Annotated in this window: 7 protein-coding genes; 4 read left to right on the top strand and 3 right to left on the bottom strand. The window is 47.2% G+C overall.

Going from position 1 to position 15,317, the window contains the following annotated elements; translation table 11 throughout:
• The first annotated feature begins 12 nt into the window (after positions 1-12).
• Positions 13-2,118: a TonB-dependent receptor gene (locus tag H6995_05885; protein ID MCP5214518.1), complete on the top strand. Its 2,106-nt coding sequence runs from the start codon at positions 13-15 to the stop codon at positions 2,116-2,118.
• A gap of 80 nt (positions 2,119-2,198) precedes the next feature.
• On the opposite strand, the gene H6995_05880 is transcribed toward H6995_05885, so the two are convergent.
• Positions 2,199-3,953, bottom strand: a complete 1,755-nt coding sequence (locus H6995_05880) for a carbamoyltransferase (protein ID MCP5214517.1) — start codon at positions 3,951-3,953, stop codon at positions 2,199-2,201.
• Positions 3,954-4,412: 459 nt separating this feature from the next.
• Between H6995_05880 and H6995_05875 the strand changes: the two genes are divergently transcribed.
• Positions 4,413-6,878, top strand: coding sequence for an EAL domain-containing protein (locus H6995_05875; protein MCP5214516.1), 2,466 nt, complete (start codon positions 4,413-4,415; stop codon positions 6,876-6,878).
• A gap of 101 nt (positions 6,879-6,979) precedes the next feature.
• Here H6995_05875 and H6995_05870 read toward each other — a convergent pair whose 3' ends face one another.
• Both H6995_05870 and ptsP read right to left on the bottom strand, forming a co-directional pair.
• Positions 6,980-7,474 carry an MgtC/SapB family protein gene (locus tag H6995_05870; GenBank protein MCP5214515.1) on the bottom strand — a complete coding sequence of 165 codons (495 nt, stop codon included), beginning with the start codon at positions 7,472-7,474 and terminating at the stop codon, positions 6,980-6,982.
• Positions 7,475-7,485: 11 nt separating this feature from the next.
• Positions 7,486-9,723 carry a phosphoenolpyruvate--protein phosphotransferase gene (gene ptsP, locus H6995_05865; GenBank protein ID MCP5214514.1) on the bottom strand — a complete coding sequence of 746 codons (2,238 nt, stop codon included), beginning with the start codon at positions 9,721-9,723 and terminating at the stop codon, positions 7,486-7,488.
• A 372-nt stretch (positions 9,724-10,095) separates the two neighbouring features.
• Here ptsP and H6995_05860 point away from each other — a divergent pair, with 372 nt between their 5' ends.
• Together H6995_05860 and H6995_05855 are read left to right on the top strand one after the other, a co-directional pair.
• A complete protein-coding gene (locus tag H6995_05860) occupies positions 10,096-11,832 on the top strand; it encodes an outer membrane protein assembly factor (protein MCP5214513.1) in 1,737 nt (578 codons plus the stop codon).
• Positions 11,829-15,314, top strand: a complete 3,486-nt coding sequence (locus H6995_05855) for a translocation/assembly module TamB domain-containing protein (GenBank protein MCP5214512.1) — start codon at positions 11,829-11,831, stop codon at positions 15,312-15,314. Before H6995_05860 ends, H6995_05855 begins: the two co-directional genes overlap by 4 nt.
• Positions 15,315-15,317: the final 3 nt, after the last annotated feature.

Raw genomic sequence — 15,317 nt, 5'->3', positions numbered from 1 at the left:
AGGGTCAATTCATTGATCAGATACCAAAAGGGATGTTGGTTCACTCGCGCTCTATCAGCACCAATCTGTATCATTCTTAGCTTAATTCTCGCAACTCAAGCTGGGCCAGCAAATGCACAAGCCGCTAAGCCAAACACCAATAATATTGACCAGGCTGACTATCTCAGCGAAATTCCAATTGTCAATTCTGCAACCAGGCTCAATCAGCCAATTATCGACGTTCCGGCATCTATCAGCATCATCGACAGAGAATTAATTGAAGCGTCCGGCACAACGGAAATATCTCAGCTTTTTAAATTTGCACCAGGGTATTTATCCTATTACGTATCAGGCAATCAATTCGGCGTTACCAATAGAGGCCTCACCTTAGAATTTCCGGGAGACTTGGAAATTATGGTTGATGGACGTTCAGTGTATGAGCCATTCTTTTCAGCTGTTGAATGGGGCTCTCTGGGCATTACCCTTGAGGATATTGATCATATTGAGATAGTCCGCGGCTCCAACACTCCGGCCTACGGATCGAACGCCTTTCTAGGCGCTATCAATATCGTGACGAAAAATCCATTGCAGGCAAAGGGAAGCTCTATCAATATAACCTTAGGCGATATTGGAACACGTAACTCGGCACTACGACATAATACTCGCATAAAAAATATCGACCTCAGTTTTGGACTAACCTACCGATACAATGAAGGCTTCCCCAAGCTGGATAAAACCAACCTCCCCTTCGATAAAATCAATGACACCAGCGAATCCTCTCATGCCTTTGCCAAAGGTGTTTATACCCCCTCGCTCACCGATACCCTGGAATTTCAAATTGGGCTGGGGAAAAGTGCCGTCAACCTCCCCTATGCGCCGCCACATGGCGATGTTCAGGGCTTTAACCATCGTAAATTCAAAAATGACTTCGAGCTGGTCCGCTGGACTCATAACATTACCGACGACAACGAGATAAGATTACAGCTCTACCATAATCGTCTTTCGGTCGATGAACTCAGAAAGCTCGATTTATTATCAGATATTGAGAAAATTTCCCCTGCGCTCGTTCCGGTGCTATTCAACGGACGCTCCGATGAAGAGATTCTGTTCGACCTTCGAGGCACCCAGTCTGATCGAACAGACCTCGAACTCCAACACCGATTTTCAGTTGGCGCACACACACGCTTAGTTTGGGGGTTCGGAACCCGATATGATTGGTTACAAAGTAAATTTTTAATTGGTAGGCCAAACTCGATTGATGAATTTCAGTATCGTCTTTTCTCTAACTTAGAGTGGCGCTTACATAAAAGCTGGACGGTCAATCTCGGCGCGATGGCGGAAAGAAATAAAATTGTCGGTGAATTCATTTCGCCCCGAATAGCCCTGAACTATAAAATATCAAATCAACAGGCACTGCACGTCGCGTACACCTATGGCAATAGAACACCTTCGGTACTGGAAGCGAAACAAATTCAGTCTACGCGGTTCAGCGACGGCACTCTCATTAATGCTCAGTTTGTATCTTCTAATGACATTCAAAAATCCAGCGTTCGCGAATTTGAAATTGGTTACCGCTCCACCTATTGGCGCAATAAGCTGTCTATTGATTTGCGGTTTTTTAGCACCAAAACGGATGGCGTTATCGGCAAATACAAGGACTTTTTTCCCGATCTGGACCAAATCGCGTTCTATATTTCTAATACCACCTCCTGGACCAATAAAGGCGTTGACACGCAACTACAGTGGCGCCCTAATAGCAGCAGTCTTATATCATTTCAGTACGCTTATTCAGACTTTGAAGGCCATCAGTTAAAACAGCTGAACCCCAGAATAGTTGAGGGTCTGGGCCAGGAAATACCAACACACAATGCCAACCTATTGATAGCAAAAACGGTTGCGCAAAACTGGAATGCAAGTTTGATTTGGTATTATCTATCGGATATTGAATGGCGCGAGGGCGACCGGGTGCGAGCCCATGACCGCCTCGATTTTCGACTCACTAAAATATTTCAATTCAACAATAAAGTGGTAAAAGCCGAACTTATTGCGCACAACCTGCTAGGAGATTACCCGGAATTCAAGAATGTTAATCAATTCAAAACACGACTATTCGCACGCCTGAGTTTAGAAATACCCTGAAATCTTCTTTGCATAATGCCGCATGATAGTTATGCAAAGGTATCACCCTGATGGAATCAGCCGATATTTGGACCAGCTCTCTAATTGACCAGGCCGACATTTTTATCCGCTCCTGCTTTTACCACCAGCACATCCTGCATTATCAAATACTCCAGATCCGAACCAAAAAACATATTAAGCGCATCTGTTGGTGAGCAGACCATGGGTTCACCACGACGGTTGAGTGAAGTATTAAGTACTACGCCATTACCGGTTATTTTCTCCATTTCCTGTAATAGCGCGTAATAGCGCGGGTTGTGTTCTTTTTCGACAACTTGAGCACGGGCGGTACCATCCTCATGGACGACCTCAGGCACCCTCTCCTTCCAGGATTCCGCGACATTAAAGGTAAAGGTCATAAAAGGTGAAGGGTGATCTGTCTGTAACATCTGCGCCGCGACTGAATCCAAAATACTCGGGCAGAAGGGACGCCAACGTTCACGAAATTTGATTTGCTCATTTATACGATCCGCAACCCCTTTCACACTGGGGCAACCTAAAATACTGCGCCCACCTAATGCCCTTGGCCCAAACTCCATCCGACCCTGAAACCAAGAGACCGGATGTCCTGCGGCCAGTATTCCGGCAATACGTTCTGGCACATTATCGATGATTTCATAAGCAGGCTTACCTGAGTGCTGCTTACAAGCAAGAATACACTCATCGTTGCTATATGCCGGGCCAAGATATACATGCTCCATTTTCTCCACTGCCACCTGTCTTTTCACTGAAGCAAATGAAGCGGCACCAACAGCGGTGCCAGCGTCGCCGGAGGCTGGTTGAACCCAAAGCTCCTGCACATAGGGTAGCGCAATGATACGTTGATTCAACTTCACGTTTAACGCCCCGCCGCCCGAAAAGACGAGCTTACCCGTTTCCTTCAGTACATCGCCAAGATAATAGTCGATGAGTTTCAGCACCACCTCTTCGTAAAGCCGCTGAATACTTGCCGCATAGTCAATATAGGGCTCATCCGCCGAATCACCAACTCGGCGCGGCCCCAGCCAATCTATGAGTTTCTGGCTAAAGTAAAAGCCGACACCATTTTCTTTATAACGTCTTAATCCGATCGTATTGACTAATTCGTTATTGACGCGAAAATCTTTACCATCGAAGTCTATCAGTCTGGATAAATCATGTTTCGTCGGATCACCATAGGGCGCCATACCCATTACTTTATACTCACCGTCGAGCATCTCAAAACCAAGGTATTCAGTAATCGCACCGTACAAACCACCTAACGAATCAGGGTCATAAAACTCTTTAATTTTATGGATTTTACCGTTCTCACCATAACCAAAAAAAGTAGTGGCATATTCGCCCTTACCGTCGACACCCAATATTGCGGTTTTCTCAGTAAAACCACTTAAATGATAACAGCTGCTGGCGTGCGCCAAATGGTGTTCGACCGGCTCAAACTCAACTTCTTTCCAATTAATACCCAGTTGATTGCAAAGTTCTCGAATACGTTTCACATAGCGACGGTAACGCCGATTACCGTTAAACAGTGCATCTAGCGCTCGATCCGGCGCGTACCAATAGCGTTTTGCGTAATGCCAGCGCGCTGCTGACAAGAGGCTGATTGGCGCGAAAGGTACCGCCACTACATCGATATCCTGAGCACGCACACCTGCCTGGCGCATACAGAATTTGGCGGACTCATAGGGCATTTTATTTTTAGCATGTTTATCACGGATAAAGCGCTCCTCCTCCGCCGCAGCAATCAGTTTGCCGTCTTTGTATATTGCTGCTGAAGGGTCGTGCGTCAAAGCGCCGGATAAGCCAAGAACAATCATATAAAAACCTTAAATGTGACAGCAAGCACCAGCAAATTTGGCAACGCCGAGAGCATGGCAACCTGAGTCGATTTAAAAACGGGGCTAGTATAAACGATTAAAACTAGAGTGCCGAGCCAGGATGATGCCGAAAATTCAGTTCAAGCCATAAAAGTTTAAATCGCGGTGATAAGGGCCGGGGCGTTGGCATTAGGGTCACAACCTGGACTACCCTAATCCGACATCAAATTCCCGGTCCTTTATAAGTAAAAAACCTCTCTTTTTTGATCAAAATAATCAGCCTGTTGCGGGCGCTAGTTATCGTCTTCTAAACTGGAATATATTCAAAATTCACCCATACTTAGGGCGCAATTAATAAGAATGGTTGTTTCCACCAAGGCACTGCATTAAATCAACACTTTTATTATTGATATAACAGTACCGTTTCATAAGGATTAAGTGAATTACAAGATTTCGCCTATGCTTGAACTTGACGTCGATGTAACGGTACTGCCCAACCAATTTGAACAGGCTCTTAATCAAATAGAGTTAGGCGTGTGTCTTTTCGATAGTGAACTCAAACTCACTTACATAAATGACACCGCCTGTTTGCTTATCGGCACCCAGGCAGTCCGTTTACCCACCCAACTATCTCTCTCGCAATTTGTTGAGCAATATCGGCTACCAAATGAGCTATTAAAAATCCGACCTGAACGTAGAGCCGTCTCTACCTGGAAAAATCCTCTGGGTAAAGAAATTGAACTAGAATTAATTCAGCTCACTGACCAATCAGTCCAACTTATTCTTAAGGACGCCAGTACCGTTGCCGATCTGTTATACCAGTTACAAGATTCACAGCAGCGAGCAACGCGTTACGCGCTCGCTTTTGAGGGGGCAAAAGATGGTCTTTGGGATTGGGACATTGAGAAAGACGAGGTTTATGTATCTTCCCGCATGGAAGAAATATTAGGCCACTCGCTTCCCACACGCGTACTAAGTTCTAAACAATTATTCTCTTATTTCCATCCAGACGACCGCGCGCCTCTCGCCGCAGCGATCAGTCAGCTCTGCGAGGGAAAGACAAGTCATTTGGAGTTTGAATACCGGGTTATCACCCAGACCGGGGAAATTCGCTGGTTGTTGGATCGCGGCATAGCCCAGTTCACCCCCGATGGTAAAGTCTGCAGGATAGCAGGCTCAGTCACCGACATACACGAGCGTAAAATTGCTGAGGATAAAATACGTCATTCAGAAATGCGCTTCCGAGCACTTTTCAAAGATAGCCCTTTAAGTATTCAGGTACTGGCGCTCGACGGCAGAACACTGGATGTTAACAAAGCCTGGGAAGATCTATGGCACTCCAACTTAGAGCAACTAAATAAATCTAATTACAACATACTGAATGACCCGCAGATGGATCAGTATGGTGTCCGCACGTACATTGAACGGGGGTTTGCAGGAGAAACCATCAAGGTACCTCCAACAGAATACTTAATGCCCCCTAAAACACCCGGAGGCGGCCGTCAGTCAAAATGGATTCAAGCTCATGTTTACCCAATACTAGAGGCTGACCAGAAAATTGCCGGGGTGATACTCATTCACGAGGATGTCACTCGTCAAGTCAAAGCCGAGCAACTCATTCGTCATCAGGCGAATTACGATAACCTGACTTTTTTACCTAACCGTGCACTATTTTTTGATCGCCTATCGCAAGCGATGCATACTGCCCACCGCGAGTCCACCCGGGTCGCATTAATGTTTATCGACCTGGATCACTTTAAACGCACCAATGATACTTTCGGACACGCAGCCGGAGATGCGCTGCTCCACCAAGTTGCTCAAAAAATGCAGGACTCTGTACGCGAGTCCGATACCGTAGCACGACTGGCAGGCGATGAGTTCACTATCATTCTGCCAGACATCAAACAAACCTCTGATATTGGACTAGTGCTAAATAAAATTTCCACCGTATTAAGCGGGTATATCGAATTCGAAAATCAGCGCATACCCGTCTCAGCCAGTATCGGCATTGCGGTCTATCCAGATGACGCGGAAGACGAAGACGCCTTAGTCAGCTGCGCTGATACCGCCATGTATGAAGCCAAAAAAGAATCAGGCACGAGCTACCACTTTTTTACTCAGCAAATGAATGAAAGTGCGCATCAGCGAATGCGCCTGGAAAAAGCGCTCTCCTTGGCGATTAGTAACAATGAGCTCTCGCTCTATTTCCAACCTATTATTGAAATAACATCCGGTTTAACCTGTGGCGCAGAATCCTTATTACGATGGAAAAATCCGGTATTCGGGGATATCCCTCCCGATCAATTTATTCCCATCGCTGAAGAAAGCGGGCTGATTCTGCCTATTGGCCTTTGGGTATTAGAAACAGCCTGTCGGCAATTTCAGAAATGGACACAGCAAGGCATGTTGTCGAAATCATTTCGAATCGCTATCAATATTTCGGCAAGACAATTCACACCTGATCTTACGAACAGTATTTTAGCGTTAGTGGCAAAGTATGAGCTGGCCCCTCACAACCTAACTTTTGAAATTACGGAGAGTTTAATCGTCGAAGAAATGGATCAGGTTTCTGATGCGCTGGAGGAACTCTGCCGCCGTGGCTTTCAAATCGCGCTGGACGATTTTGGCACTGGTTATTCGTCACTTAGCTATTTGCACCGACTCCCCGTCAACACCCTCAAAATTGATAAGTCTTTTATTCGAAATATTAATCTTAACTCCGACGCCAAAATACTAACCAAGGCTATTGTTGCCATGGCGCACAGCTTATCATTGGAGGTGGTGGCGGAAGGGATAGAAACCAAGAAGGAGCTAGAGTTCCTGCGCAAAATGCATTGCGATTATGCCCAAGGTTTCTATTATAGCGAGCCATTATCCGCCGATAAATTTAGCCTTTACCTCAAGCAGTGCGAGCTACAGCCATAATCGGCATAGTTGATGCGGCCGCTCACAAGCCGCGACCATCCTACCCTTTTTCATCATAGTTTCTTCTGATAGACCCACGCTCCCGAATGTAGGGTTAGACTCTACTCGCCTGAAATCTGATCATTCCTTCGTCGTTTAATATATCTGGCATGTACGCCACGACTGAAGGCTTTGGTATGGTTTTCCAGCCAATCGACACCATAAAGAATCGCGACGCAAATAAGAGAAAACTTGATGGCGGCTAACAGACTGCCAATTGAAATACAGACGCCTATCGCTGCTAATACCCAGATCGTCGCCGCCGAGGTTACCCCCACTACGGCGCCATCTTTTGCTAACATCACGCCAGCCCCAAGAAAACCGATCCCGGTTATCACCTGTCCTATTACCCTTGATGGATCAGTCACATCATTACCCAACAATAACGCCGAATGCACAAAGATATAAGTCCCCAGGGTGATAAGCGAGGAGGTGCGAACACCTACCGGCTTGCCGCGTAACTGACGTTCGACGCCAATAATCGCGCCACAAAAAACGGCAGTGACAATAGAGTGCCAATCGTAGGGGGCAATAGAAACTATTTGTTCAAAATCCACCTCTTCTCTCCTTAACGAATTAGCTCTGCCAACCCTAAGTCTTTTATCATGCTTCCAACCAGCGCTCGTATTGCTTGAGGATTATCCATCTTCAACGCCTTGCCAACAATCCTCTTCGCTTGCACGATAGAAAGGTTTCTAATTAACCATTTAATAGAGGGCAGCTTTGCCGCACTCATACTCAATGTGCGTAGCCCTAATCCCAATAACAGCACCACTGCCACCGGATCGGCCGCCATCTCTCCACATAAACTAACCGGCATATTGATCGCTTTTGCGCTTGCTAGAATGCGTTTGAGTTCATGCAATACCGCCGGGTGAACATGATCATAGCGTGATGCAACTCTGGCATTGTTCCTGTCCAGCGCCAGTAAATACTGGCTGAGATCATTTGAGCCTATTGAAATGAAATCCACTTTCCCCTTGAGAAAGCTGATTTGCGCAATCATCGCAGGCACTTCAATCATTATTCCCAATAACGGCCGCACTATTGCTACGCCGCTCTCATGCAGTTGATCGCAGGCATCCGCCAAGATACTTTTAAATTCCTCAATTTCCCGAATAGAAGTCACCATCGGCAATAATAAGTGCAAATTATTAATGCCTTCAGATGCTCTTAACATCGCTCTTACTTGCGTCATTAATAGCGGGCTATTATCCAAAGTAAAGCGAATCCCACGCCAGCCTAACGCCGGATTTTCCTCATCACTGATCGGAAAGTAAGGTAATTGTTTATCACCGCCGATATCCAGGGTACGCATATAAACCGGTTTACCCTGATAGGCTTCCAACACCTGTCGATAAACCTGGAACTGTTCATCCTCGGAGGGAAAGCTGTCACGAATCAGAAAGGGGATTTCTGTCCGATAGAGCCCCACACCCTGAGCACCGTTATTTAATCCGGGAGAAATATCAGTCAATAATCCGGTATTGGTGTAGAGTTTGACCCGCTCATTATCCAGGGTCAGGGCTGGCTCGTCGCGCAAGCTCTGAAGCTGACGAGATAACTTATGTCCTTCCTCAACGAGCTTGCCATATTCTCTTAACAACATCTCGTTGGGAGCGACATAAACCTGGCCCTGGTCGCCATCGACAATTAACCGCTTGTGCTCGGCCAATCCGCTAATCGACCCGGTACCCATCACCGCAGGGATGCCCAGCGCATTAGCCAAAACTGCAGTATGGGACAGTCCGGATCCGCCAAAGCAGACAATCGCTTTAAGCCGATCGGCCGGAGTCGCTGCAATATCCGAAATACTAATCTGCCGCCCCACTAAAACAATATCTTCCAGGCTATCATGCGCTAACGTCTTAACACCACGCCAAGCATTGAACAGCTTATTGCCTAACTGGTGGATATCCTCATGTCGAGCCTGTAAATAAGGATCATCCATAGAAAGAAATAGTTCTGAAAAATACTGTACCGTTTGCTTGAGAGCACCCGGCAGCCAATTATTTTCCCGAATACTAGCCTCTACTTCTCCGACAAAGGTAGCGTCAGTGAGAAGCATTTTATAGGCATTGAATATGCCTCCAACGCCCTCACTCATTTCATCACCCAAGGCCAATTGCTCTTCATCAATTTGCTGACTGACACGCGCAATCAGTTCACGCCATTCGGTAATGGCTTCGTCGATATTATCGCAAGGGGAATTAGCAACCTCGTAGAGTTCACCATGATCGCATAGATAGCTATAGCCAATGGCCACGCCTGGCGCACCCTTAACGCCTCGCACTCGTACCGTACGTTCTATATCATCGACAGACTCCTGGTAGCTATCCAACATTAAAGCCAGTTGGGCACCAAGCGTCACCAAAAATCCCTCTTCGTCTTTAGAAAACTGACGCTTTTCCGTAGTTTGCACGACCAAGACCCCGATCACCTTGCCGCCGGATACCAGCGGCACAGCGCAGAAACCATGAAACCTTTCTTCTTCCGTTTCGGCGACGTAATAATAGGTCGGATGCTGTTCTGCGTCGGCAATATTAATTGGGTGTCGGCTGGATGCAACCAAACCAACCAGCCCTTTGCCGACGGGTAGCTTTACCTTTCGGACAGCCTGCGTAGCAAGACCATGAGATGCCAGCAGTATCATTTCACCCTGATCGTTCACCAAATAAAGACTGCATACGTCCACCGCCATGGTATCGCTGATTAATTCAACCATGAGCGCTACCTGCTTATCCGGAGATGCCGCGAGTGATACCGCTTGAACTATGTAAGCTAATTCTTGAATAACGTTTTTCATGTCTACCTATATAAGCCGAATCGCTCAGGAAAGTATGCTTAAAAACTGGATTTTATCTGTGGCAACTATCCTTTTAAGCACAATAATACGCTCTTTCGTGCCTATATAGGATTAATCAAAACAAATATCAAGTACAATAAAAACGTTGTTCAACCTCCCCCTTGTCCTTTCTGGAAATCCATTAAAAAAGTATCAACCCAGTCTGCAAATTAGTGGCGCGAAATTTCCTGCAAGGTTAAGCTTCGCTCTAACTGGCGTTGGTTATTTGCCCACACAAATCATTAACCCTCATTAAGTCGCAACTCACTAAGCTGCTACAAATATAAATATTCAACCAGCGAATTTGCACACAGGAAAATAGTCGTAAGCAGAATGAATTATTTTTTTAAATTATCTGGTTTTAGCCTGTCTGCCTTATTGCTTGCCGGTGCAACCCTTGTTGCCGCGCAGCAACATCCAAAACTCAGCATTCATAACGTTTCCAAAGAGGCAGAAGAAAATATTACCAATCATCTTGCACTACAGGATGAAAATTGTGAGATCAGCGAAAGACGCGCACGCACCCTAGTCGGCGCTGCCGATGAGAAAATTGAAGAAGCTTTGCGCGCCATCGGTTATTACCAGGCCAGCTGGCGAAAAGAACTAACCTTCCAGGATAAATGTTGGCAGTTGCGTTTGGATGTCGAACTTGGCGACCCGATCATTATTACCCAAGTGCAGATAGAGATTTTAGGCCAGGCACAGCAGGATCCAATATTTATCCAGCTCTTGAAGAACACTCCTTTAAAAACCGGCAATAAACTCGATCACGGGGAATATGAGGCATTTAAGCATACCTTACAGAAACTGGCCTTACAGCATGGCTACCCTGAAAGCCGATACCTGAAACAGCAACTTGGTGTGAACATAGAGCAATTAAGCGCCGACATTCAACTCAGCTTTAACAGCGGCCCACGTTACGCTTTCGGCCCGATTTTTTACGAACAAAATTACTTTGATGAAAGCTTTCTTGCCCGCTACCAACCCTTTTCAACAGGGCAACCATTCGACGCCAATCTGGTTGGCCAATTTCAACAAGCCTTGATCAATAGCCGTTATTTTAAAGATGTGAGCGTTGCACAATTGCCGCCAGACCGGGATAAGCTAGAAATTCCTCTGCAAGCACTATTAACACCCGTTGCTAAACACGCCACTTCGCTCGGGCTCGGTATTGCGACTGATACCGGACCTCGCGCCAGCCTCTCCTATATGAATAATCGCGCCAATCGCGCCGGGCACAGTTACGGTGCCGATATTGAATTATCCCAAATCAAATCAGCCGTCAATGCCGATTATCAAATTCCTCTCGCACAGCCAAATCAAGAACAGATAAAGCTCAAGACCGGCTGGGAAGATGTCAATACTGACAACGCTGATAACGAGACTTGGTCTTTGGGTATTTCCCACACAACAGTGACATCACATAACTGGATCCAGACGCTAGACCTCTCCTATCAAGTGGAATCTTTCTCCGTTGCGGAGGAACATGAAACCACCCAACTCTTAATCCCAGGAATTAGCTGGCATCGCAGCCACGCCAATAACCTCGCCTATCCAACTTCCGGCTGGCGCATTCACGCTAGCATGCGCGGTAGCGCTGAACAACTGGGTTCAGACATATCATTCCTGCAGCTGAGCACTTCTACCAAATATATTCTCAGCCTGGGCAAAGGACGTCTATTAGGACGTCTTGAAGCCGACGCCACCATGGTGAATCAATTTGCCCAGCTGCCGGCATCATTGCGGTTTTTTGCTGGTGGCGATAATAGTGTCAGAGGTTATGATTATCGAGAGCTAGGTCCCACCAACAGCGACAACCAGGTTATCGGTGGTAAACATTTGTTGGCCGGATCCTTAGAGTTCGATTATCCACTCTTTGATAAATACGGCATTGCACTGTTTTATGATACGGGTAACGCCTTCGATAATAGTCAATTTACACTCAAACACAGTGTTGGCTTTGGTGGTCGCTGGCGCTCACCTATCGGCCCTATCCGCTTGGATTTTGCCTTCCCCATAGGCGACGAACAGTCGTTTCGCCTACATCTATCCATGGGGCCCGATTTATGAGAGCACGCATTGTCGCTAAATGGGCGCTGCTGCTAAGCTCTGCGGGAACACTGCTATTGGCAGTTTTGCTGAGTTTTACTTACGCGCTGCTCACCACACAAGCTGGATCGCGCTGGCTCGTCAATCAGGCGCTAGGATTTCAGAATAATAAAATTTCCTGGCAGTCCATTGAGGGCACCCTGATGGACGGCATTAAAATAACTGAAGTGCAAGCAAGCTTACCAGACTTAGAACTATCGGCAAATACGCTATCGGGAAAGTGGGATTTGCTGAGTTTTCTGGGTGGTCAATTTCAAATTGAGCAACTCTATGCAAAAGACTTACTGATTATTAACAACGATAGCACGGAGGCCCCCACTAATACGCCTTGGCCGACAATCAATTCGCCGTTTCCTGTTAATATCAATGATCTCAGCCTTGACCAGATTCGCATCCGCAAGGCTGACTCAGAAACTCGTATTGAGACCATCCGTTTTTCCGGCATCATCGGCCTGCTCACCACCCAAATCAAAAAACTCAACCTGCGCCAAGACCAACAGTGGCTTGAGGTCAGCGGCAAGCTGGGAGCCAGACCTCCCTATAAACTCGACCTTAATCTCCGTTGGCAGGCGACCTTATCTGATGGCAAAACATTGGATGGTATTAGTGAGATTAAGGGTGATCTGGCAGAAATTAAGCTCAAACATCGTTCAACGGCTCCTTTCCAACTCGGTCTGTCAGGCCTCGTCACAACTGACTTCAACCCTAAAAAAATGGCATTGGATTGGAATCGCTTTACCTCTGTTATAGACGCACACTGGCAAATAGAGAATTGGCAAGCGCCCGCCTATCAGCAGAGCATCAGCTCAACCGGGCAGTTAAGTCTGAATGGGACAGTCAATGATTACCGCGCCAACGGCCAGTTTGACCTGACTACAGATCAAACGACAAAATTACCCAAGCTTCAAATCACTCTCAATGCCAACGGAGATATGGAGACTATCCGTTTCCAACAATTATCCATCAAAAGTGACAGCACCAACATCCATGGGCAGGGTAAGGTTTCCTGGCAACAGGATCTCACTTGGAATTTAGCACTCAATGGCGACAAAATTAACCCCGGCTATTTCTGGCCCGACTGGGCAGGAGAAATAACTACAAGCCTCCGCTCTCAGGGTTCTCTCACAGCACAGGGCTTAACACTCGAAGCACAGATAGAGCAGATGACAGGCACACTACGTGGCTATCCCTTGTCCGCCTCCGGCAAGATCGGCTACCACGCGGGGGTTTTTTCCGCGACAGGATTCCAACTGAAACAGGGTGATAACCAACTTGTGCTGGATGCCGCCTTTGATCAAGCTTGGCAGGCAAGCTGGACTCTCACAGCGAATGATTTAGCCGCCATCTACCCTGGCTTGAAAGGCCAGGCGCGCTCGCAGGGAACGCTGGCCGGAAGCATACTGCACCCCCAGTTCAACGCTGAGATAATGGCGCAATCACTCACCTATGACGATATTGTTATCAACTCATTAACCGCCAACCTCAGCAGCCAAGATAATGATACCTACCAGCTCCGTTTAGATGCCGTTGATTTAGTGAGCGGTTCACAACTACCCACCCAAATATCACTATCAGCAGTCGGCACCCAGGCCGCACATCATTATGATTTTTCTGCCAAGCAAGCCGATCTGGCACTGCTCATCAAAGGGAGTGGCACATGGCACCAACAGCAATGGCAAACCGAGCTCGCCACCGCGGACATTAACTCTGAAACTTTGGGACAATGGCAATTAACTCAGCCAACGCATTTGCGCGTGCAAAAAACTCAGGCTAATCTCAGCTCAACCTGTTGGCAGCGGACAAACAATGAGGTCTGCTTCGAAGTCAGCTACGCAACACAAACCGGCGTTAATCTCGCCGCCACCATCCATCGCTTGCAGCTGGCCACGATGAATCATCAGCTACCGGAAGATACTCAGATCAATGGTGAGCTAAAGGGTGCGATAACGCTTTCCGGCCCCCTCGACAACCTAACTGGCGAGCTTAATTTGGCCACGGATAATGCCCGCCTGATGTTGAACCCTGCAGATGGGAAACCCAACCAGATTCAACTCCACGCCATCAATATCGCAGCCCTTCTCAAGGACCATACCCTCAGCCTCAATGCTAAGGGTCAGTTACTTGAAACCGGTTTTGCCGAGGCCCATCTGCTCTTACCCCTCACTAAGCTCGATACGCCTCTGAGCGGTAAACTTATCGCGCAATTTAATGATTTGAGCTGGCTCGATCCTTTCGTTGTTTTCTTAAGCGATCTGAACGGGGAAGCCGATATCACGATACAACTGGCGGGGACACGCAAGCAACCACTAATCACGGGTAGTGCAAACCTTGAAAAACTATCCGCGTTTGTGCCTCGCTTAGGGGTTAACTTGAAAAACGGCACATTAACCCTGAACAACCAGCATTTGCGAGATTGGACGATAACCGGACAGCTTGATTCAGGAGAAGGTTCGGTGCATCTCGATGGTGCGGCAACACTCAACAGTCTAACTGACTGGCAAGGCCATTTGGCGGTCGAGGGGAAGGATCTGCAAACGCTGGAGTTGGAAAATATCAAAGCCCTAATCAGCCCTAACCTCGTGTTCGACGCGGCCCCAAAAAAGCTCAAAATCCAGGGTAACATCGAAATCCCACAGGCAAAAATAAATCTCAAAGAGCTACCACCAAGTACCGTTTCCGTTTCCAAAGACGAAGTCATTCTGGATAGCCGAAAAACATCCGAACAGCAGCCATCAACCTTGGCGATATATACCGATATAAAACTGATACTGGGCAAACAGGTGGCCTTCAAAGGTTTTGGCGTTACCGGCGAATTGACTGGAAGTTTACGTCTACGGGAAGCGCCTGAGCGGCCATTGCGCATAGATGGCATTGTGGAGATACCAGAAGGCTTTTACCAAGCCTACGGCCAAAAATTAACCATCAACCCTGGACGATTTATTTTTCAGGGATCACCAGAAAACCCGGCAATTGATGTACGCGCGTCACGTCAGGTCGACGAGATTGTCGTCGGAATTCAGATCGGCGGCACAGCAGAAGCGCTTTCGAGCGAGTTGTATGCCATACCACCATTGCCACCGACCGAAACCATGGCGCTGTTAATCACCGGCAAGCCGCTCAACAGCGCGACTCAAGCGGATGCCAGTGTGTTGATGTCCGCAGTCGCCTCTCTCGGCATAACCCAGAGTGCGGGATTGACTCAGCGTTTACAACGGAGTTTCGGGCTGGATGTGTTATCACTGTCAAGCAATGGCGGTATCGAACAAAGCGCAGTGACCATCGGCAAATATCTGACACCCAAACTTTTTATCAGCTATGTACAGGATATATTGACCCCCAATGCCAGCGTCAACCTGGAATATTCCTTATCGGAAAAACTCAAGGTAAAGGCTGAGTCGGGTACCAGCCAGAGCATGGATATTCTCTATCGTATCGAGCGTTAGCCT

It is taken from the genome of Pseudomonadales bacterium (assembly GCA_024234615.1).
In the GTDB taxonomy this organism is placed as follows: Bacteria; Pseudomonadota; Gammaproteobacteria; order Pseudomonadales; family IMCC2047; genus JAJFKB01.
This window is presented reverse-complemented; position numbering and strand designations above follow the sequence as displayed.